This window comes from Rickettsia koreansis, from assembly GCF_046532895.1.
Classification (GTDB): domain Bacteria; phylum Pseudomonadota; class Alphaproteobacteria; order Rickettsiales; family Rickettsiaceae; genus Rickettsia; species Rickettsia rickettsii.
Window position 1 is genome coordinate 21,212 of sequence record NZ_WHLZ01000004.1, and the last position, 21,526, is coordinate 42,737.

Genomic DNA, 21,526 nt, shown 5'->3' on the forward strand with positions numbered 1-21,526 from the left:
TTATTGATACCTGATATCAATAACTGATAAATAATCAGTTAAAGACAAAACATCAAATATTTTAAAACTACCTACTTGTGTTAATATTGCTTCCCAATCATCCAATTTTCTTAATTTTCCACCTGTTTCAACCATTATATTGATATCTACAGTACCCCCAATTGGTGAATTATCAGTTAAAATAGTTTCAATTAGCAAAATACGCATTATTTTCTTATCTTTTGCGAGTTTAAAATAAGATAGTATTTTTTCATCATCATAATTTTGCAAGAAACGACAAAATATACTTAAATCATAATTTTTTGCTAAATTACCTTGAGTAATAAGATTAACATTATAGTCTTTTACCAACTCTTCTGGAATTTCTTGATCATTATAATAATTTAAATTTGTAGAGTTATTATCTTTATTTCTTAGGACTTCAATTAAAGCCAAAGAATGTATGCCAAATAGTAATATATTTGTATTGCCTGCTATATTTATTTTGTTATTAAATTCCCTAGTATCAAGTTTAGTGTAACCTATCAAGGCTTGATAAAATTCTGTTTTTATTTTTAAAGAAGTTTCTTGTTCCTTAAAAGACGCAAATGAATATATAGTTTTTTGTTTTAATAAGTCTGTTATTTTTAGCCAATTTTTTTCAGTAGCAACTCTTACCCACATTTTTGTTGCCTGAGGCAAAAATGAACTATTTTTTAGCAATTCTCCTTTTGGTAAAACTTGCCACAAATTTTTATTTGGGTTATATACTATCAACTTTATTTCCCACAAAGCTCTAAGTAATCTTTGTAAATTTGGTTCAATAATACCTAATTGCTTAGATAATAATTCCGTAGTGGCTGGCAAGCTATTTAATAAATCAAGCTCAATGGCAACATTCATTAAATAGGTTTTCCAAAAACCGACAAGCTCTGCAGAAATCTTATGTAAGTGAGCTTCTGGCTTTGGTTTAGCAATAATATATTTTATGCCTGTGGTATCAATTTGTCCTAAAGTACCGTCGTAAGCCTTAACAATAGCAAGTCCATTATAAAATGGCTCAATTGTTTTATATCTTTGTAGGTAAATTGCATTACCTACTATATCTACATGAAACCAACCATTATTATCTTCTGCTATAGCAAATCCTTTATGAAAAATACCTAGCTGTTTATACCACTTATTATGTATTAATTTTCCTTGAGGATTAATATGAGTAGCCTTACCATCCTTATAAACTACAGCAATATCATCTTTAAAATCTCCAACATAATCATATACTTCCTGGTAAAGTTTATTACCATGTAGATCAATATGGTAAAATTTATCAGATCTTCTTACTACACAAATATTTTCTTGGTAGTTTCCAACCCATTGGTATGATTGCTTGTATACTCTGTTAGCATGAGAATCTATATGATAGCACCTAGCTTTATCTTCTACCGCCGCTCTTTCACAATAAAATCCATGGGTCTTACTAAACCTCTTAGTATAAGCTGCTTCTCCTTTTAAATTAATATGATAAGCTCCTGTTTTATCATACACAGGAGCAAGTCCTGGTTCATGAAATTTCTCTACATGAAGAAATTTTGTTGTATATAATGGTTTTCCCTCCAATGTGTGGAATTGCTTGCAAGGTGAAATTTTAATAAGCTTTAGACTATTAAGATTATTACTCTCTGTTAACTGATCAACGGTTTTCTCATATTGCATGTCTTGCATAACTCATGATTAAAATAGTTTTTTTGTAAGTCTTTATATTGGTTACTCTGCCATATATCTTCTAATTTTACTTCATTTACATTACCAAAATTTCCTAGCGTTTTTCGTAACTCATCAGGAGCACAACAAGGGCTAAATTTTCCTTCAGGATTAACCCACGCTTCCTTACCTAAAAATGGACATGGGCCACCTGGAGCTAAATCTTCTACTCCTTCTTTAGCAAGGATAGTAAAATTTTCTAATATTATCTTCTTGCCATTTGGCAATAACATAGCATCCCTTAATTCATATAATCTTTTTACTTCAGTATTCCATCTATTTATTGATGCTTCATCTCTTCTCATTGATAAATCTTTAATTTCTTCAAAATGTGCCCATAAGTGATGCCCTTTAACTCTATCAATGCCTAACTCTATAGCCATTTTCACTATATCATACAACTCTAGTAGGTTACTTTCTAAAAATGTTAATTGCAAAGTAACACTACACCGTTTTTTTGTTTTAGAAAAATACTCATCTCGCACGTCAAGAAAGGTTTTTAAATTTTTTGTTACAGCTTCCCATTTTGAGCCAATCATAATCTTCTCATTTACTTCTTTACTAGCCCCATTCCAGGAAATTTTAATATCTGATAAAATGGGTACTAATAACTCTGCCCATTTTTGAGCTCCCTTAGCAGGAAAGGATCCATTAGTTGTTAGATTCAATTTTAATCCATATTCATGACATATGTTTATTATTTCATTAAAGTGTTTATACATTAGAGGCTCTCCCATAGTAGAAGGGATGATCTCTCTTAAAGGCGTCCCAACCGCTTCTTGTATTACCTTCCTAATAGTTGCAATTGGCATTATTTTAGGTTTAATTCCTTCGGCTTTTTTGTTTTCTTTGACTTTACTATAAGGGGAAAAACATTCACACATTATACAAGCATAATTACAATAATCTGGATTAGTGTCAAAAGTAATCCTCCAAGGCCCAGGCTTTGTAGATACTGATTTATTCTTGTTTGCAATGGTATTAAAATAGATTTTTTCAAGTTCTATAGTATGTTCACTTATAGAAGGTACGTTACCATCATTGGAGTAAAGGTAACCTTTTTTGGTAAGTTTAGTATATAGATTTTTATCTATACTTAAATTTTCCATCTTCTCTGATAAACTTTCTGTGTCTCTGTGCTTAAATAATAATCCGTTTATTCCATCTTGGATATATTCTGCCATACCACCATAATCAGCAGTAATGACAGGTATTCTTAATTGCTCAGCCTCATGAATCACTAACGGAGAATTTTCTCCCCAGATTGATGGAACAACAATAGCATCAACCTTATTAAATACTTCTGTAACTATATTTTCGTTCTCGTAATTTCCCATCCATTCTATTTTATCTTTGACCTTTTGTGGAAAGTGATTAGCTATAGCTTTAAGTCCAGCAGTTTCTTGGCTTAACGCTCCCCAAATTCTAAGCTTAGCCTTTGCTGATAAACTGGAAAAAGCTCTAAGCAATAAATCTATACCTTTTTCTGGAGTATGAGTGCCAATATAACCAAAAATAAAATCTTCTTCTGGTATTCTATTTTTGTCCTTTAGACGATTTAAATCAAAACCATAATCAAGATAGGAAATTTTTGTATGCGGGACATTAAATTCTTTAACAAACTTATTCATCAAGAATTTTGATGGAGCAACAAAATGATCAACATACTCAACTATTTTTTTGGTTTGTTTCATTCTAGTAGAAACCCATTGTTGCCAATAAGTTATCTCTGTATTTAACAATCCTTCATCTCCTGTATAATATCCTTTATAACACTCTGTTGCACATTTTTTATCTTCCTGGCCATCACAAAGTTGTAGTAATTCCTTAGAATTTCGTTGAATGAATCTTCCTCTTGGACACATTAACCAAAAGTCATGTAAAGTATATACTATTGGTATACCTCTTTTTGTGGCAATTTCAGGTAAACTTAACGATAAATGGTTTAGATGACCAAAATGAATAAGGTCAGGTCTGGAATCATCTATTATTTTTTCAAATCTTATATTTACTTCTTCATTAATAAATTTATAACGGTATTTAGTTATAGGTATATTAATCAAATGTAATAAAATTCTAGGATCTCCATAATCTAAGACTGTACTGTAGTGAAAGCTGGGTAAAAAGCTATTTTCATGCCTAGCAAAAACTTGTATCTCATGGTTGTCAGATAGTTTGCGAGCAAGAGTTTGACTATATACTTCAGAACCAGCCCTATAATAGGGCGGGTAGCCATGAATAACTTTCAATATTTTCATATATTACCATATCTAAATTCTTAGGACATTCTTTCTTACCATTCTTAAGCTTTTCTATGAATTTGTTTAAGCCTTTTTCTAAAGAATGTTTTGGTAACCAATTAAGTAATTCTTTGGCTCTACTAAAATCACCATAAAAACAGCTTACATCAAAATTTCTTGAAGGATAAATATCAATTTTGGAATTACTATTAGTTAGTTTTAATATTATGTTTGCTAATTCTCCTAAACTACAAGGTCTATTAGCAGTAAAATGCATTGGTGGTAATGAAGACTTTACATTTTGCAAATGATTCACAGCTAAAGATATGCCATCTACTACATCTTCTAAATAAGTAAAATCAAACACGCATCCCTTACCCTCTATTCTTATAGGTTCGTTTTTTAATGCATTAATACAAAATGCAGGAACTACTCTACTATAATGATCTAATAAACCACCATATACATTTGAAAATCTTAAAACTGCTACATTAGAACCAGTATTTTCTAAATCTGCTATAAACTCTTCTATTAATACTTTGCCATTAGCATAATTATTTACTGGGTTTAAAGGAGCAGATTCTGTTACTGGTAATTTGCTTTGTTCTCCATATACTTCTCTGCTACTTCCATAAATAAACCAAGGTTTATGAGGCATGACCTTGTATAGTTCTAAAAATTTTATTGTTTCTTCAACATTAACCTTATTACATAAATCTGGATATTGCTCTCCATGAATAACTCTTGAAATTGCTGCAAGATGGATAATACCACTGCATTCATTAAGCAGTGGTATTATCTGTTCAGAATAAAAACTTAGTGGATTATCCCTTAACCTTATATCACAGGCAATTATTTCATAATTATGCTTTTCTAATCTCTCTACTAAAGTTGATCCAATTAAACCAGCTGCTCCTGTTATCAATATTTTATTCATGCAATGACTCAAGTTTTGAAATATTTATCCCCAACTGTGTATAAGACAGTACGCTGAAGAGATTAACTATAATTTAGGCAAATTAATACAAAACTTACGTTAATTATAGGGTATTTTAGAGTTTTTTAACCAAAAAACATTACCCTAATGAATATAGATTACGATAGTTTATTCTGTTGTGTCGATGATTTTTATACAAGATTTAAACCATGGTATCAAAATTCTTCACTTACTATAGGATAAATGTTACTTATCAATCAGAATTGGACTTTGGACAAAATAATTTAGCTCAAATGTAACAACGTATAATTCATTTAATCTCTTAGGTAGGATAAGCAGAGCACATTACTGCACTCCACTCTCCGAGGAACCCAGCATACGACTTTCACCGTACTAGGCTCGAGCATTTATAAGGCATTGATAGACCCAGCTACAATTCGTAACAGATGGTAAAGATCTTTTATATTCTTCGCGTTTTCGAAAATATTCAAAATAGCTAGGATCATAAGGTTGAGCATCTGCAAGTATCTTAGTATGACGTCTAATTTTGGTATCACCGGCTAATTTCAAGTTTAGGTAAGAAGTAGTAATATTTTTCTTATCATTATTCTTAATTTTAGCATGAAAATGCCACCTTCTTAAGGAATCCATACGTTGGAAGTATCTTTGATAAATCCAATGGAATCCTTTATTGTAGTGTCTTTTTCGTGTCCATCTATAGAGCATCTTATAAATTCGATTATCAATATAAGAAAAGATGTTTGAAGCAGTTGAGTGTCTATAGTAGTTACTCCAACCAATTATCTTTGGGTTTAACAGTCGGATTAAGTCCTCTGTCGTTGATCCAAAGTTGGCTCTGATTGTAGCTTTGATATCAGCAAGAAAAGACTTTACAGAAGCCTTTGTAGGCTTCGTAAGAAATTTTAACTTCTGACCGTCTTTTCTAGCCAGTTGAAACTCACTTGATCAAAGAAGGATTTAATATCACCATCAAATATCCACGAGGCTGAATTTTTCCTGCACAAGCAATTACAGCATTGTTCAATTGCATCCGCCACAGATCGTTTTGGTCTAAAACCATAACTGTTTTTATCAGCTATATTGAGCAATTGCAATGAATGATTTATACCTTGCTTAACTTGACGGTACCCTAATTTACTTAACTTGACGGTGCTCTTCGTACTTTAAAAAGTCTTGAATAGTCATCTCATATATCAAAGTATTAACAACTTAAAATTTGAGTTGTAAACGACTAAAAAAATCTTGTGTCTCAGGATAGAAGTAGAACGCATTATTTTTTGTTTTGGAACATTTTTGATTTTCATGGTGTCTACGAAGTTATAATTTAGTAGACATAAGAAAAAGTACTAAATATACTGTATATTAAATCGTAAAAACGTTATTAGTAGACAGAGATGTCTACTAATCGATATAATGGACAATATATTAAAAGCAATATGAGATTATTTGGCTATGCTAGGGTATCAACTAATCAGCAACTTTTAGACATACAGATAAAACGTTTAAAAGATGCCGGAGTAAAAGAATCAAGAATATTCTATGACAAAGCAACAGGTCGTAACTTAGACAGAGCGGGATTAAATAACTTATTACATAAGGTAGAAGAAGGGGATGTAATATTGATTACCAAGTTAGATCGTTTAGGCAGAGATACTGCCGATATGATTAACCTAGTTAGTCAGTTTGCCAAAATAGGTGTAGCCATGCGTTTTCTTGATGATGGTATTAGTACAGAAGGTAGCACAGGAAAAATGGTTATTACAATTCTTAGTGCAATAGCAGAAGCCGAGAGAGTCAGGATACTTGAAAGAACTAATGAAGGCAGGTTAGAGGCGAAAACTAAAGGTATTAAGTTTGGTCGCAACCGCATTATAGACAGGAATAAATTGTTACAATTAAATGCAGAAGGAATTAAAGGGGTAACACTAGCTAAAGAAATGAAAATAAGCCGTGCTGCTGTTTATAAAATTCTAAAAGAAGAAAAGCAGCACGGCACCAATGTAGGTTAAGTTGTCACTATTACATATTATGATATTTATTATGATATTTTGATTTTCTTAGCCTTACTTTGTTCTTTTTTAGGTATTTTTATAGACAATATACCGTCCTTAAAGTCTGCTTCTACATGTTCTTCATCGATATTAGATGGTAAACTAATAGATCGCGAGAAGGAACCATAATATCGTTCCTGCATATGATAATTATGATCTTTTTTCTCAGAGGATTGTTCCTTTTTGCCCTCAATAATTAAAATATTACTATCTATTTTAAGATCAATATTATCTTGCGTGACACCTGGTAATTCAAGTTCTAAATGATATTCAGATTCATTTTCAGTAATATCAGTTCGAGGTGATAACATTCTGTCATTGTAAGAGATAGGGTAAGAATAAGAAAATGAAGCTATTTCATTAAAGAAGTTATTCAAAATATCATCAACATAACTTCGTTTATTAGCGTTAGTTTGTAATTCTGATTTATTTCTAATACGTGGTAAATTAAAAGACATCAGTACCTCCGTTTAATAAATATTGATTTAGTATTAACTTAGCAAAATTTAAAAATATTATCAACTATTGAATCGGTATTTCTTTTGCATCTTTTTCTTTAACCTCCATACGAGGTAGAGTAATAGTCAGGATACCATTCTTTAAGTTTGAAGAGATATTATTTTGATCTATATCTTCATATAAAGATATGACATAATTAAAATTTCTATTTTTATAATCATCTGAAGCATCAGATTTATTATCTTTTTCTATATTTCCTGTAACAAATAATTTATTACTGCCTACCTTAACTTTGATTTGGCTTTTATCATACCCTGGTACTTCTAATACTAGGATATATTGCTTATCTTTAGTAATAAATCTACTTTTTAAAGAACTTGAGCTATAGGTAGAGAGTTTATCATCGAATATACTATCCCAGTAGTAATCCAAAGCAGAAAAAGGACGTAAGTCGGGAGGATGTCGCAAGTAAACAGTCTGAGCCTTATTATCAGGTTTACTATAGTTATCAGCGGCAATAACCGGATTAGCCAATAAAATGACAGTAATACAAGAGAACAAATATGATTTGATATTGTTATATAGCATATATACCTCTTTAGGATTTATATAATACATAAGATTTGTGAACTCACTTAAGTAAGTTTTCACACTAAAAATATAAGTAGTGGAAGGGAGAAATTCAATAGCACAAAAATCTTAATATATTATCAATTATCAAAAGCCTCGATTTATCGCTTCTTGCCCAAGACACTGTATAGTTTCTTTAAGTATTAAATCTTGACTTCTACACTTAATAAGTTGTTAACCATTCCTGTAGCTTTGAATAACGTAAAGAAGTTTTATTATCTTTAATAGCTATAGCCAATGCTTTTTTCTGTCCAATTATTATAACTAGCTTCTTGCCGCGAGTAATAGCTGTGTAAATTAAATTGCGTTTGAGCATCATATAACTTTGCATGGTTAGCGGAATTATTACTGCTGGATATTCCGAACCTTGAGATTTGTGTATCGTAGTAGCATAGGCTAGAGTAATTTGATCAAGATCACTATAATCATAAACCACATCACGATTATAAAAGTTTATTGTAACTTCTTGGTCCTGCTCATTTATATTATTAATAACCCCTATATCCCCATTATAGACTTCCTTGTCATAATTATTTTCCGTCTGCATAACCTTGTCTCCAATGGCAAAGGTTTGACCAAATTTAGTTATGCCATTGCTATAGTTTGGATTTAGTATTTTCTGTAACTCAATATTTAATGATCTAGCACCTACGCCTCCTCTTTGCATAGGACATAATAATTGAATATCATTTATAGGGTTAAGATTAAATTTATTTGGAATACGCTCTCTTATCATCATAATAATTTTATTAATGATATCTTCTCCATGTTCTGCCTCTATAAAATAAAAGTCTGATTCTTTTTTTTGAGACGTAAGATCAGGTAAGATGCCATTATTCACGCGATGAGCATTAATAATAATATTGCTTGTTGCTGCTTGTCTAAATATTTCAGTTAACTTGACCGTCGGTATAACTCTAGAATTGATAATATCTTTTAATACTTGCCCAGAACCTATAGAAGGCAGTTGATCTACATCGCCAACTATTAGTAATGCTGAAGTGTGTGGAAGGGCTTTTAATAATGCATGAAATAGTGATATATCAACCATTGAAGCTTCATCTATTACTAGATAATCGCACAGTAATGGTAAATCCTCATTACGTTTAAACCCTCCGTAAGCAGGGTCTATTTCAAGCAATCTATGTATAGTGGTGGCCTCGAGCCCTGTACTTTCACTTAAGCGTTTAGCTGCTCTACCAGTGGGTGCACATAGTTTAATATTTAAATGCTGCGTAGATAATGTTCTAAGTAATGAGTTAACCAAGGTAGTTTTCCCTGTTCCTGGTCCACCCGTAATAACCATCAACTTATGCTGCAGTGCTTTTTCTATAGCCGTTTTTTGACTTGTTGCAAGCGTAATACCTAACTCTTGCTCTATTGATGGCAGAACGGAAACGGTATCTATTTTGCCCCAAGTAACAGGAGCTTTTGTTAAATTGACTAGTATTTTAGCAATGTTTTTCTCATATATGTAATAACTAGTTAAGAAAATAGATTCAACGTTATCAATAGTATCAATTATTAATACATTTGACGCTACTTCTTCTATTATAGCCTGCTCAATGATATCGTACTCTATCTCAAGTAATTTTTGAATATTTTGTAGTAATATTTTTTTAGGCAAGCCGCAATGACCATCTGACGTCGCTTCAAGTAATGTATGCGTTAACCCCGCTTTGGCTCTGATTAAAGAATTCTTATCAATACCTAAATTACGAGCTATGGTATCTGCTGAAATAAATCCAATACCTCTTATATCTTTAGCTAATTGATAAGGGTTATTTGACACTATTTCAATCGCTCTATCACCATATGTTTTGTAGATTCTAGTGGCTCTAGTAGTACCCACGCCATGCGATTGTAAAAACACCATTATTTCACGAATGACTTTTTGTGCCTGCCAGTTGTTGCAAATACAGTTAGCTCTTACCTTACCTATCCCCTCAACAGTAGATAAAAGATGAGGCTCGTGTTCAATAACTTCAAGCACTCTATCTTTAAATGCTAATACTAATTTCTTAGCAAAATATGGTCCTATGCCTTTAATCAACCCAGAGCCAAGATATTTTTCTATACCTTCTAGTGTATCAGGCGGCAATGATTTAATAAAATGTGCCTTAAATTGTTTACCATGATTTCTATCGTTATACCAAATACCACTACATTTTATATATTCTCCTACTAGTACAGATGGTATGTTACCTGTAACGGTGATTAAATCCCTATGACCTTTTACCTTAATACGTAATACACAAAATCCATTATCAGGGTTATGATAAGTAATACGTTCTATGATGCCGGATATATATTCATTAACATCCTGTTTATTCATATAGTTTTATTAAAAACCTTAAAATGTCTCAAAAGTTTTTGTGGTATAGTCATACTGCTAATTTTTGCTCCTTATGCTATTTATATTCACTCCACTTGGCAATAGAAGACAACAGAGCCATATATGAATCAATTATACTGCCATATATACAAATTTAAATATGTGGCTATTAGAATCCATAGTAAGTATGGAATCATAAGAAGAGATACTGTTTTTATTTTTGGATAAGCTAGCAAAATTAGCATACCAACTATAATATCCATGGAAATCAAAATCAGAAGAGAAGTTTTGATCAGGTGAAAGTAAAAAAACAAAGGGGTCCAGCTCCAGTTTAAAACAAGCTGCGTTACATACAAAGTTTTGATAGTATTCAGTACTGGAAACGTCGTAGTACGCCAAATTACCCACCCGCAAGCCCCAATGGCACTGTACAAAATATTCCACACGACTGGAAATACATAATTTGGCGGTGTCAGAGGTGAACGATTTAAGGTACTGTACCAAGTGCTAATTTCTGCTATAGTTAAAGAACCAATAATCGATCCAATCGCTACGAGTGCTACAATCCAGGTGATCAAAGTGAGGTATTTTTTTCTATAGTGCATTCTTATCTATTACTAAGTATTTATAATATATTTGTATGTATGAGGATATAACCTCTTGATTTCCTTATCCTAACGATACGTTTAATATGCGTATCTATTTCATGCTGGGTAGTGCAATGAATCACCTTATAATTGCCTTGATTAGAGTACAAAGTGCCCCAGTTACATATAAGATCAGTAGTACCAAAGAGATTGTCTTGAGTAGTTAATCTATAATATTTATGGTCTTTAATCCAATAATAAGCCATGTCAATTAGTTATAAAGATAAGTACCTATAATAATAGCAGAGCATCCAACCATACCTAGTATTTCAGCGTAAATAAGAGCTTTTGCTTTTTTAAGCACACCATAAATTAACCAGTTAATAAGCAAAAATAAGCAAATAAGATATGCTGGTAATGAAATATCCTCAGCAGATTGAGTTGAGAATATTTTATATGCTTGTATATAATGCATAGATTGTCCAAGTATACCTACAATCATAATATAATATTCATAATAATTGCTTGTATTAGATTTCTGATTATGCAGTATATCAGTATTATTAATAGTCATAATGATAGTAACCTTAAGAGAATTTAAGTCCAATTATTGATATTATTAAAATTGTAATGAAGAATAATCGTAATATAGATATTGGTTCATTAAAGATAAATATACCCAATATTGCAGTACCAGCAGCACCAATACCAGTCCACACAGCATATGCTGTACCTATAGGGATTTTATTTAGAGTTTTTGAAAGGCACATAAAACTTAATGCTCCAAAGAAAATAAACAGGAGAGTTGGTTTAAGTTTTGTAAAGCCATCAGAATATTTTAATGAAATAGCAAGAGCCACTTCAAAAAGTACTGCTAATATTAAAAGAAGCCAGTACATAAGGTTAAATATTAATAATATATTTAGTATAAATTATTTTGAGTAAACATAATATTGTTCCTATAACTTACTATTTACAAAGTGCAGAAGAAAATGCATTAAGCTCCCTACCATGATAACATTTATATAAAGTATTTCTCTCTTGTATTATCCATTGACCATGATCAAAAGAAAGAACAAAAATGTCTTTTATTGCACTGATTGAATCATCCAATAAGCTAAATTGTTCTATAGTTACTTTTGCTGAATTAGGGGATCCAATAGCGGATAATTCTTGCGATATATTCAGATTGCTAATTTCAATTTGAAAATCCTTACCCATCGCATCAATTGCTACTTGGAAAGGAGTATTAACTTGCATGTTATTTTCAGTGTTATTACATGCGAATAATAACAATAATATTGATAATATCTTATGTACATACACTAAAACCCTTCATTATTGTATTTAAATATTTTATACTAAAGCTCCATCAATTATAATTTAATATTTCGAGATTAACAATTCTCTACCTTTACTTTTCCACTTATCTATAATCTTCGGATTAATAATTAATTGTTCTTTACAATCAAGCAGCATTCCGTAAAGAATATGAGCATTATCAGGGTGTAAATAATCAAGACCTGCTTTAACAAATAATCCGCCTAGCATAATCTTTTTTCTAGCGTCAGATTTACGATCAAAAGTAATTGCTTTTTGTAATTGCATACGAGTATACCATAATTTTTTTGTAATTAATTTAATCAGTTTTGACGTTTCCTGATTGTGGTTTACTGGGCATCTTAGATTTCTTATGCACCTCTTTTAATTCATTTAAAAAAGGATGATTTTTATTATCAACATTTTTTACAAACTTTAGAAATCCTATTAGCAATCTATCGTCAATGGTCAGAGCATTACATGCTTTAAAGATGTTGAACAATTCTTCCTTACGCTTCTGAAGCAACTGAGTTTGTTGGTTTGCTAGTTGTGCTTCTATTTTAGCAATACGTTCTTTTTTAAGTTGCTGTAAATTAGCAAGTTTGGTAGCTGTACCTAAAGCCTTAGTTGCCATTATTCCTCATACTTTAAAAATTTAATCCAATCTTTGATATTTAATACTAAATCAGTATACCAACAAAAAAGGTATACAGTCAAACAAAAACAAGTATTAAACACATTTCTTTTACAGATATTACGGGGGATCATTTAATGGGGCAGTCAGCCCCCCTTAAAACCCTTTAGTAGCACACTATGGAACACGGCAGAAGCAAGAGAAACAAGGGATGATTCTAGAACTGCTGAAAAATTTGTTTTGCTTTGCCGCGTGAAGTTAGTAGGGAAGAAAATATTAAATTAGTAGAAGAATATGTAAACAAGAATTTAGTAGCACGAGGTATAGTATGCGATGTTAATATTCACTACGATAATTTGAATAATCCACATATGCATTTACAGCATTTAACAAGAAGATTGGAGCGTTTAGAGAATGGCAAAGTAATACTTAGTAAGGTTAAAGCAAGAGATCTATTTACTATTAAGGCAATGTATGATTTTAGAAATCAATGCGAGGTCGAAATTAACAAAGTATATGAGGAAGCAGGTTTGCCTTTTAGGATAACTGCTAAGTCATATAAGACACTTGGCATAGATCAAAAACCGATGCGTCATAAAGGGCCTGCTCATTATATGAAGGCTACGGAGCTTGAGGCAAAAAACAAAGAGATCATAGCTGAGAATGCAAAGAAGATATATGAGAATCCTGAAATAGTATTTGGTCGTATTTCATATACAAAGCCAGTGTTTACTAAAGAGGATATTGCTATAGCATTATCAGATGCTTTAATGGTGCATTTAGTATCAAAAAGCAGTGATATTGCGAAGGAGCACGAGGCTATTAGAGAGTTTGGTAAAGGGCTCATTCAGGAGCAAGACAGTAGTGAAAATGCATCAAAAAGCGTAAGTAATAATCCAGTAGCTAGTAGCACTAATAACCCAGCCATCGAACACTTAAACAAGGAATATGGAGAGGAGTTTTTAAGACTTTACAATCAGCTACTTGTATCTGACAAGATAGAGTTGATGGATCAGAAAGATTTGATGGGAAGAACCCTGTATTCCTTAAAATCAAGAGTAAATTTAGAACGTCGTTATGTGTCTGCTATAGAGGAGTTAAATGTTCGGGGCGAACATAAGCTGAATATTTTAGATAGCACTATTGGAGAGAGAAACAGTCTTAAAGAACAAATAGGTGACTTAGTAAATGTAGTAGGAGCAAACCTACAAAATAAATTTAATGATAAGATAGGAAGTGGTTTAGGTTTCAAGACTGAGCAGATAGAAGCGATCTTATCGGTCTGTAATGGCTCTGATATTAGCGTACTTGAAGGAAATCCTGGAGCTGGTAAGACTTTCGTGATGAGAGAGATAGTGCGTCAGTACAAAGTAGCTGGCTTTAAGGTAGTAGGTACTGGTCCAAGCAGTGTATCTGCTAAGGTCTTAAGTCGTAATGCTGGCATCATCGCCGATAATACGAGTTTGCTTCGTAAGAAAATAGAAGAATCAAGAGGAGGAGACTTTAAAATAGATTTAAGCAGTAAATATTATGAGGAGGAGGAATATTTAAAATCTATTGGTTGTGACTCTGTATTGAACTTTTTACGTTCTGATGTGCTTGATAGTAAAACTGTATTGATCGTTGATGAGGCAAGCATGATAGAGCTTGCTAATATGGACTATTTAGCCCATGAGGCTCTAAGGGCTAAGGCAAAGCTAGTACTTGTTGGAGATAATAACCAGTTTACAGCTGTTGGCATGACTGGAGCGTTCAACAAAGCTCGTAAAATTGCAGGAGGAGTTAAGCTCACCGAAGTTAGAAGACAGGAAAGAGAAGAGTATAGGCAGGCGACGAGAGCTATGGGACGCTTTGCAATGCAGGAAGCTATCGAGATATATAGAAAACTAGATGTCTTTAACATCAAGGATAACGAAGAAGAGGCTAAAACTAGCTTAGTTGCATCATTTGCTAAAGAATATACTGAGCAGATGGAGAGTCTTAAACGAGATGATTTAATAGCTATTAGAAGTATAGCAATTGGAGCGTATACGAATGAGAAGGTAGCTGAATTTAACAGCAGTGTAAGATCGGAGCTCAAGCATAGCGGAGTGTTAAAGGGAGCTGAAGTATTAATTAACAGTGGTGGCAGAATGCTACCGCTGATGAAAGGCGATCAGGTTGTATTTGAAGAGAATAGTTTGAGATACGGTATTAGTAATGGAGAAGTTGGAACAATATTGTCAATCAAGCCTTCGGTTAAATCGTTTAGTGGTGGTGCGAGTAGTAAAGGCGAGAGTGATGGCGACGGATTACTTAAAATATTAGTAAATAAGGCAGATGGATCAAAGGATATAATAAATATTGTGACGCTGCAAATAATAAGCGAAGGATTAAGCTAAATCACGGATACGCATTAACTGGTTACAAATTGCAAGGCGAGACGGTGGACCGCATGCATGTATATTTTGACCGCTCTATTGGTTATGAGGCATTTTTAGTATTAATGTCACATCATAGACAGGAAGTTAAGCTTCATGCGTCCGCTAAAGAGTTAGAAAATATAGTGTATCAGCGTCTTGATAGTGACGTAGAGAAAGTTAGGAATCAGTTTAAGATTAACAGCTATAAGATGCGAGATGAGACGCGTATTAATTCTGCAGGGAAAGAATATACAGTTCAAGTAAAGGAAGAAATACCTAACTGGCTAATTGGCTTAACGCTTGCAGTTAGCAGAAGAGCAAATAATAGCTTTGCAATAGACTATGGCAAGGGTGGCACATTAGATGGTAATAAGGTAATCATCAAGGAGTATTTAGAAGCAAGATCACGAGTCTTTGAGTGCCACGGTAAGATGCGTGAATGGAAGAGAGATATCGAGGCTACTGGTAATATTACAAGATTACATAGCAAAATTCTAAGTCAGGCTACTAATTTAAAGAGTATCAAATTAGACGATACAAGTGCTGCTATTGATTTTGAATTAGATTTAAACATCAAAGATTTAAAGATTGATCCATACAGTATTGCTCTTAGCACTAGCGAGGATAGCTTTAAATACGTTATTGAAAATATTTTAAAAGAAGCAAAAGAGGAAAAATCAGAGAATGTACACAGCAGTAAACAAGATAGCCTAGAGCCAAAAGCAACAAAAGGTATCACATATATTGATGGTAAGGCGTGCATTAACTTCAAGGAGCTTGATAGCAAACATCAAAGCAAAATCATCGCTATTTGTTTAAACGAGCAGCCTTACGAAAATCTTAAAGAGATTTTTGAGGAACTAAAATTAGAAAAAGATGTTTTAAGAGATTATGCTTCAGTTATTTGTGATAGCTACTCTAGCGTAATTGATACTGAGAATGCAGATGAATTTAAGCGTTTAATTCTTGAAAAGAGAGATATCAGCAAATTAATAGCTGAGAACAAAGTAGAAGCTAGATCCTTAATAAGAGAGAAGAATTTTAGCAAGTTAGAGGAGCGGAAAACTCAGTTAGAAGAGCAGATTGCGATAGTACAAGAGCAATCGGTAAAGCACGAAGAGAAATTAGAGGAAATAGCCGGAAGAATATCAACTAGGCTTGCACTAATTCAAGAAAATATTAATCTGAACAGTAGCTCTGTATTAATGGGCGAGAGGACTATCCAATTAAATATTAACTATGAGACGCTACGCAAACATGCCGGCTATGACACATATAAATATTATCTAAAGGACATATCTACGCATAGTAGTTTAAATAGCTGTAGTTCATACATAAGTCTTATTAAGCTTGCAAGGGATGTAATAAGTAATGACCAGCATGATTCTAGTGCCTTAACAAATAGCAAGCTAATGAGCTTAGTAAATAGCTATATTGCCGGTATTGATAACTATAATTGGGATAATAAAGAATTAATAGAGCTTAAAAGATGTGGTTTAGCTGAAGGTCAGAAGGTTTTAAGTGATCTTAAGCAAGAGGAACAAGTTACCGGTAATTTTGTTCAAACATTATTTCCTCATTATTTAGGACGTATTTACGAGCAGGAAGGAGAAGAAATCATCGCGAAGTGGGAGGCAGTTAAAGCAGCTAACTCTAATATAGATGTAAAAGAATTAATCTCACGTGTTCAGTCTAATCCATCAATGCTTGGCAAGCTCGCTGGCATCGGTATTGGCATGATATTTGGAGTAAGCTCTAGCCGTCGTAAATCTATAGAGCAGGTAGGTAAACTAGGGCAGCAGCTTCTAAAATATGAGGATAGTATGGCAAGGCTCAGTGAAATTAAGGATAATGATTTAATAAAAGAGCAAGAGCAGAAAATCGTAGTTCTGCAAGAAGAGTTAAATGTTCTTGCCTCTTTAAAAGCAAGTAAAGCAGAAGAGAAGTTCTTAGGTAGTTTAAAGACAATGCAGGCAGGTAGCGGCTTAAATATTAACAGCTTCAAGTCTTTAATTGAGAGTGATGAAGTACAGGATTTGCTTTGCGAGTACTATAATAACCAAAATGAGCAATATACAAGGATTAATGAACCGGATAGAGCAGTAGTAGAACAAGAGGATGTACAATCCGTAATCACTAATTCTAAAACTAATACCCTGTCAAATACTGGCGAAGGTACGAGTCGTAGAAGAGAGCCTACTCGCACAAAAGAGCCGGTACTTCGTTTTGACAAGGTACAGAACGCTCTGACCAGTAGCGATATAGAGAGAATATTTAGGCAATATGCGGCATCTATTAGAGGCGGTGTAGGAGCTATAAAGAGAAGCGGCTCTGAGATTAGTATGGGAAGTCTTAGCATGAATCTAAGCAAAGGTACGTGGATACGTCACAGCAGCGGGAAGGGCGGTAATATCTTTGGTTTTGTACAAGAAGGAGCAAGCGTTAGCAAACGTCAATCACTTGAGATTGTTGCTGAACTTGCACAGCTAAGGACAGAATCAAATAGTTATGATTACCGTGCTCATCTTGCATCTAGTAGAGCCAATAAAGAACAAGGGGTAGAGCAAGACAAGCTCCAAATGGCAAATCAGTGGATAGTTGCTCAAGACAAAATCAATAATGCGGATATCTTTGATCCAAATAAGCATCTAAAAGGCATGATGCAGCATAACACATTAGAGGCGGTATACGCTTACAAAGATGCTGATGACAAGTTACTTGGCTATGTAGTGCGTTTTGTAGGCAAAGAAGACGGAAAGAAACAAACGCTACCTGTCACCTACTGCTACAATGCTGCAAAAGAAGAGTATAGTTGGCGTTGTAAAGGATTTACTGATAAAGGTGATAAACCTATCTTTGGCATAGAGAAAGCTGCTACCTGCAGTAAACCTATATTGATAGTAGAGGGGGAAAAAGCCGCTTTAGCTGCATCTAAAATACTTCCTGATTACGCTGTAGTATCGTGGATGGGCGGCAGTAACGCTGCAGATAGAGTCAATTGGAGTCAGCTTCAGTGGCGGGATGTAATAATATGGCCCGATAAAATGATCAGCCAGGCTTTAAAGCTGCAGAGGTGATTAAAGATAAGCTAAACAAAGCAAATGATCATATAGGTTTTGTCAGTATTGTTGATCCGGCTCAATTGAAGTTTAATGGTAGCATACACAAAGACTTATTGCCTGAGAAATGGGATTTAGCAGACAAATTGCCTGATGGTATGACAATTGCAAATGTTAAAGAGGCAATTGAAAATGTAAGAGCTGCTCATTTAGATATTCAGCAAATACAGAACGTACTACAGAGTACTAATGCTTCAGATGCTTCGCAGCAGTTAGTTGAGCGTAATATTTGGCAGGAAGTATTTAAAGGCAAGATAGTTAAGCTTAAGAAAATCACAAGCTTAAGTGCTAATGAGTTTAAAGCTGCTACTTTCTTTAGTTCAGAAGAATCAAGTAATGATGTTAAATATTTAGAGGCAACAGGCAAGGGAGGAGTTGCACATGACTATTTAAAATATGACTCACCAATGTATCAAGATATATTAACTAGTCTTGCGATGCGTGACGAGCGTTTAAGTGGCAGTATCAAGGGTTTAAGTAGCAATAATACTCCTGATATTGAAACTATAGAGCGAAGAGCTAAGTTAATAGATGATACACAAAATCTATATGAGAAAAAAGCACTAGAATATAGCGGTATCGCAGGTACAAATGCAGTATACAGAGATTATTTGGAACTGATGGTAAAAAACTTTGGCAAATCACACGAAAAAGTAACGTTATACAAAAATATAGTGCGTGATGTATCTATCCTACATTCAGCTCAGCTTGGCATGAATATCAATGATTTACCTTATAGTCACCACAAAGAGATAGCACGAGATTTGTATAGCACTATCTCAGAGTATAGTAATAGATACGCACTAGATGCTACTGACAAAAACAAGATTGCAAATTCAGTATATGAAGAACATTGCACGCTTAAAGCTTGGGAGCAAAGATCATACGAGCAAGTTGCTACTAGCCATAAGGTTTATGCGGAGCGTCAAAAACGCCTAGAACAGACAAGACTCGCCGATATTGAAAGGAAACAGAACGCAAGACCTTAGTAACACATACGGAGCAAATCAAACATGAGATATTGGCAGCAAAAACAGTAGCCGAAATATTTGTAGCTTTAGAGAAGGATCAAAAGTTCTTTATAGCACAAAATGGCAATATTAAATATACAACATTTAATTATAAATTTGTGGATCTAGTGGGACAAGCTCTTGAATACAAGGAACAAGAACTTTTACCTAAATTAAAAGATGTAGTAGCAGCAGTAGAACAGCATGGTGTGCTTAGTACGCAAGACATATTAGCAGAGCTGAAAGATAGTAAGGACTTAGAAGAGACTTATAAGCATTTTGATAGCAGTTTAGAGCGTCATCAGTTAGAAACTCAGCATCAGCAGATCAGACAAGATAAAGTAGATGCCAAAACTACCGATGAAATGTTAACTGCAATTAGCCGTGAGCATGAGTTCTTTAAGTCTCTTGATGGCAAGCTTAAATATGCAGAGAAGTATGATAGTAGTATATTATCTGCGATCTCAAATGCTAAGACTATAGAGCAAGACACGCTAATTACAAATATGCATAATATGGTAGTATATGCTAAGAAACATGGTATATTAAATGATCAAGATATACTCAATCAATTTAACTCTAATGATAGTCGAAACGCGCTTAAGAATTTAAGTAAAACATGTGAGAAACATTATATGAATCATCATAATGAGAATATTAAACAGCTATTAGATGATGAGCATGTAATGGTAGGCACTAAGAAATATACATGCCCGCTTAAATATATGAAGCATGAGATGCAAAATAATATGCCTAGCTTTGTAGATGAGAAGCAAATAGCTACCACCTTTGCAAAGGTAAAGGCAGAAGTTAAAGAGCTACGTCTAGAAAGAGAGTTAGAACATACAATGACGATGAGATTTTAAGGATTTGCGGTACCATCAGTTTTTGTGAAGTGTAGTATAAAATTAAGTATGTACTTAATATGATTAATTTACCTAAAGTGGAGCGATTAAATTGGCTCTATATAGATATGAATAGTTATTTTGCAACAATAGAGCAACAATTAGATCATACGCTTAGAGGTAAGCCCATAGCAGTAGTAGCTAATCTGTCTGATAGTACCAGTGCTATTGCTGTCAGTTATGAAGCAAAGAAACTTGGTATTAGTACTGGCACTAAAATATTTGAGGCAAAAAGGATATATCCTGAGCTAGTGTGCGTTGTATCTAAACATGAGGAATATACAAAATATCATAAAGCCATATTTGCAGAGGTAGAGAAACATTTACATGTAGATAAGATATTATCAATCGATGAGGCAGCATGCAGACTTACAGGAGAGTTATGTAATCAGGGTAATGCTATTAATATAGCAAACCTGATAAAACAATCGATCAGAAGTAATGTTGGTGAATGTATAGGATGTTCGATAGGTATAGCTCCTAACCGCTATTTAGCAAAAATAGCGTCTAATATGCAAAAACCAAATGGTTTAGTAGTAATATGTCCCGAAGATATACCGGAGAGATTGTTGGGGTTACATCTGAATGATCTACCAGGAGTAGGCAAAAGTACATATAGTAGACTTCGAGGTTATGGAATCCAAACAATTGGGCAGTTATACAAGTGCTCACAACAAGAACTCAAGAAAAAATGGGGTAGTATTGTTGGTGCAAAGCTATGGTATTTATTGCGTGGTTATGATTTATCTAATGAGAGTACAGCAAGTAATACAATAGGTCATAGTCAGGTACTTGCTCCAAACTTACGTAATGTTGAATCAGCCCGAATAGTGGCTTTAAGTTTATTACAGAAAGCGACTTATAGATTAAGAGCAAAAAAGCTTCAAGCGTCACGAATTATAATAACTATTCAAACTACAGATAGGCAAACGTTAAAGAAAAGTATTAAGGTAGCAAAGTTATCGGATAATATATCGATTTCTAAAATATTTGTTCAAGGATGGCAGGATCTAATAAATCCTTATATAGAAAATAATAATAAATTATTACCGCATAAATATCTATTGCTCTTACAAGTTTAACAGAGCTTGATAATCAGTTAAGTTTTGGAGATATGATGGAGGATAAACAGAAAA

20 protein-coding genes and 1 pseudogene are annotated in these 21,526 nt (G+C 33.4%); 6 read left to right on the top strand and 15 right to left on the bottom strand.

The genetic code is table 11. The features are described 5' to 3' along the window. From GCO76_RS07200 to GCO76_RS07220, 5 genes and pseudogenes are all read right to left on the bottom strand, one after another. Window positions 1-1,701: a WG repeat-containing protein gene (locus GCO76_RS07200; RefSeq protein WP_410956696.1), complete on the bottom strand. Its 1,701-nt coding sequence runs from the start codon at window positions 1,699-1,701 to the stop codon at window positions 1-3. Next, window positions 1,662-3,998 carry a glycosyltransferase gene (locus tag GCO76_RS07205; protein WP_410956697.1) on the bottom strand — a complete coding sequence of 779 codons (2,337 nt, stop codon included), beginning with the start codon at window positions 3,996-3,998 and terminating at the stop codon, window positions 1,662-1,664. Before GCO76_RS07205 ends, GCO76_RS07200 begins: the two co-directional genes overlap by 40 nt. Continuing rightward, entirely contained in the window at window positions 3,955-4,917 is a 963-nt protein-coding gene (locus GCO76_RS07210; protein WP_410956698.1) for an NAD-dependent epimerase/dehydratase family protein, read from the bottom strand. Before GCO76_RS07210 ends, GCO76_RS07205 begins: the two co-directional genes overlap by 44 nt. A 393-nt stretch (window positions 4,918-5,310) precedes the next feature. Continuing rightward, window positions 5,311-5,868 (bottom strand): group II intron maturase-specific domain-containing protein, encoded by a 558-nt coding sequence (locus GCO76_RS07215; RefSeq protein ID WP_410956728.1) that lies wholly within the window; start codon window positions 5,866-5,868, stop codon window positions 5,311-5,313. Beyond that, window positions 5,841-6,062, bottom strand: a pseudogene (locus GCO76_RS07220) (reverse transcriptase domain-containing protein); the annotation flags it as partial. The pseudogene GCO76_RS07220 and the gene GCO76_RS07215, both read right to left, overlap by 28 nt. Window positions 6,063-6,332: 270 nt before the next feature. Between GCO76_RS07220 and GCO76_RS07225 the strand changes: the two are divergent. After that, complete coding sequence (locus GCO76_RS07225; protein WP_010424152.1) at window positions 6,333-6,947, top strand: recombinase family protein; 615 nt, start codon at window positions 6,333-6,335, stop codon at window positions 6,945-6,947. Between the two features lie 29 nt (window positions 6,948-6,976). Here the strand turns inward: GCO76_RS07225 and GCO76_RS07230 are convergent, their stop codons facing one another. From GCO76_RS07230 to GCO76_RS07275, 10 genes are all read right to left on the bottom strand, one after another. Continuing rightward, the gene (locus GCO76_RS07230) at window positions 6,977-7,447 is read right to left on the bottom strand and encodes an Hsp20/alpha crystallin family protein (protein WP_410956699.1); all 471 of its coding nucleotides are present in this window, start codon (window positions 7,445-7,447) and stop codon (window positions 6,977-6,979) included. 64 nt (window positions 7,448-7,511) lie between these two features. Then, window positions 7,512-8,036, bottom strand: coding sequence for an Hsp20/alpha crystallin family protein (locus GCO76_RS07235; protein ID WP_410956700.1), 525 nt, complete (start codon window positions 8,034-8,036; stop codon window positions 7,512-7,514). A gap of 205 nt (window positions 8,037-8,241) precedes the next feature. Next, entirely contained in the window at window positions 8,242-10,413 is a 2,172-nt protein-coding gene (recD2, locus tag GCO76_RS07240; protein ID WP_410956701.1) for an SF1B family DNA helicase RecD2, read from the bottom strand. 128 nt (window positions 10,414-10,541) lie between these two features. Then, on the bottom strand, window positions 10,542-11,018 hold the full coding sequence (locus tag GCO76_RS07245; RefSeq protein ID WP_408634845.1) for a TspO/MBR family protein: 477 nt from the start codon (window positions 11,016-11,018) through the stop codon (window positions 10,542-10,544). A gap of 20 nt (window positions 11,019-11,038) precedes the next feature. After that, window positions 11,039-11,266 carry a WGR domain-containing protein gene (locus GCO76_RS07250; protein ID WP_010424147.1) on the bottom strand — a complete coding sequence of 76 codons (228 nt, stop codon included), beginning with the start codon at window positions 11,264-11,266 and terminating at the stop codon, window positions 11,039-11,041. A 5-nt stretch (window positions 11,267-11,271) separates the two neighbouring features. Then, window positions 11,272-11,574 carry a SemiSWEET family transporter gene (locus GCO76_RS07255; protein WP_410956702.1) on the bottom strand — a complete coding sequence of 101 codons (303 nt, stop codon included), beginning with the start codon at window positions 11,572-11,574 and terminating at the stop codon, window positions 11,272-11,274. Between the two features lie 13 nt (window positions 11,575-11,587). After that, entirely contained in the window at window positions 11,588-11,899 is a 312-nt protein-coding gene (locus GCO76_RS07260; RefSeq protein ID WP_410956703.1) for a DMT family transporter, read from the bottom strand. Window positions 11,900-11,969: 70 nt separating this feature from the next. Continuing rightward, window positions 11,970-12,326 (bottom strand): hypothetical protein, encoded by a 357-nt coding sequence (locus tag GCO76_RS07265; RefSeq protein WP_410956704.1) that lies wholly within the window; start codon window positions 12,324-12,326, stop codon window positions 11,970-11,972. A gap of 57 nt (window positions 12,327-12,383) precedes the next feature. Continuing rightward, complete coding sequence (locus GCO76_RS07270) at window positions 12,384-12,608, bottom strand: conjugal transfer protein TraD (RefSeq protein ID WP_032139715.1); 225 nt, start codon at window positions 12,606-12,608, stop codon at window positions 12,384-12,386. Window positions 12,609-12,639: 31 nt separating this feature from the next. Continuing rightward, window positions 12,640-12,954 carry a hypothetical protein gene (locus tag GCO76_RS07275; RefSeq protein ID WP_410956705.1) on the bottom strand — a complete coding sequence of 105 codons (315 nt, stop codon included), beginning with the start codon at window positions 12,952-12,954 and terminating at the stop codon, window positions 12,640-12,642. A 245-nt stretch (window positions 12,955-13,199) separates the two neighbouring features. Between GCO76_RS07275 and GCO76_RS07280 the strand changes: the two genes are divergently transcribed. Genes GCO76_RS07280 through GCO76_RS07300 form a run of 5 tightly spaced genes read left to right on the top strand, consistent with a single transcriptional unit; the run spans window position 13,200 to window position 21,472 of the window. Next, a complete protein-coding gene (locus GCO76_RS07280; protein WP_410956706.1) occupies window positions 13,200-15,335 on the top strand; it encodes an AAA family ATPase in 2,136 nt (711 codons plus the stop codon). A 53-nt stretch (window positions 15,336-15,388) separates the two neighbouring features. Further along, a complete protein-coding gene (locus tag GCO76_RS07285; protein WP_410956707.1) occupies window positions 15,389-18,433 on the top strand; it encodes a DUF6371 domain-containing protein in 3,045 nt (1,014 codons plus the stop codon). After that, window positions 18,430-19,464 carry a hypothetical protein gene (locus GCO76_RS07290; protein ID WP_410956708.1) on the top strand — a complete coding sequence of 345 codons (1,035 nt, stop codon included), beginning with the start codon at window positions 18,430-18,432 and terminating at the stop codon, window positions 19,462-19,464. Before GCO76_RS07285 ends, GCO76_RS07290 begins: the two co-directional genes overlap by 4 nt. 32 nt (window positions 19,465-19,496) lie before the next feature. Then, window positions 19,497-20,351: a hypothetical protein gene (locus GCO76_RS07295; RefSeq protein ID WP_410956709.1), complete on the top strand. Its 855-nt coding sequence runs from the start codon at window positions 19,497-19,499 to the stop codon at window positions 20,349-20,351. A 59-nt stretch (window positions 20,352-20,410) separates the two neighbouring features. Continuing rightward, complete coding sequence (locus GCO76_RS07300) at window positions 20,411-21,472, top strand: DNA polymerase Y family protein (RefSeq protein ID WP_010424140.1); 1,062 nt, start codon at window positions 20,411-20,413, stop codon at window positions 21,470-21,472. The last annotated feature ends 54 nt before the right edge of the window (window positions 21,473-21,526 follow it).

Bases quoted from the DNA above. Each gene is read 5' to 3' on its own strand.
- GCO76_RS07245 (WP_408634845.1), bottom strand. From the start codon at position 11,018: ATGCACTATAGAAAAAAATACCTCACTTTGATCACCTGGATTGTAGCA.
- GCO76_RS07260 (WP_410956703.1), bottom strand. From the start codon at position 11,899: ATGTACTGGCTTCTTTTAATATTAGCAGTACTTTTTGAAGTGGCTCTT.
- GCO76_RS07255 (WP_410956702.1), bottom strand. From the start codon at position 11,574: ATGACTATTAATAATACTGATATACTGCATAATCAGAAATCTAATACA.
- GCO76_RS07205 (WP_410956697.1), bottom strand. From the start codon at position 3,998: ATGAAAATATTGAAAGTTATTCATGGCTACCCGCCCTATTATAGGGCT.
- GCO76_RS07250 (WP_010424147.1), bottom strand. From the start codon at position 11,266: ATGGCTTATTATTGGATTAAAGACCATAAATATTATAGATTAACTACT.
- GCO76_RS07285 (WP_410956707.1), top strand. From the start codon at position 15,389: ATGCATGTATATTTTGACCGCTCTATTGGTTATGAGGCATTTTTAGTA.
- GCO76_RS07225 (WP_010424152.1), top strand. From the start codon at position 6,333: ATGTCTACTAATCGATATAATGGACAATATATTAAAAGCAATATGAGA.
- GCO76_RS07230 (WP_410956699.1), bottom strand. From the start codon at position 7,447: ATGTCTTTTAATTTACCACGTATTAGAAATAAATCAGAATTACAAACT.
- recD2 (WP_410956701.1), bottom strand. From the start codon at position 10,413: ATGAATAAACAGGATGTTAATGAATATATATCCGGCATCATAGAACGT.
- GCO76_RS07210 (WP_410956698.1), bottom strand. From the start codon at position 4,917: ATGAATAAAATATTGATAACAGGAGCAGCTGGTTTAATTGGATCAACT.
- GCO76_RS07270 (WP_032139715.1), bottom strand. From the start codon at position 12,608: ATGCAATTACAAAAAGCAATTACTTTTGATCGTAAATCTGACGCTAGA.
- GCO76_RS07235 (WP_410956700.1), bottom strand. From the start codon at position 8,036: ATGCTATATAACAATATCAAATCATATTTGTTCTCTTGTATTACTGTC.
- GCO76_RS07275 (WP_410956705.1), bottom strand. From the start codon at position 12,954: ATGGCAACTAAGGCTTTAGGTACAGCTACCAAACTTGCTAATTTACAG.
- GCO76_RS07200 (WP_410956696.1), bottom strand. From the start codon at position 1,701: ATGCAAGACATGCAATATGAGAAAACCGTTGATCAGTTAACAGAGAGT.
- GCO76_RS07300 (WP_010424140.1), top strand. From the start codon at position 20,411: ATGATTAATTTACCTAAAGTGGAGCGATTAAATTGGCTCTATATAGAT.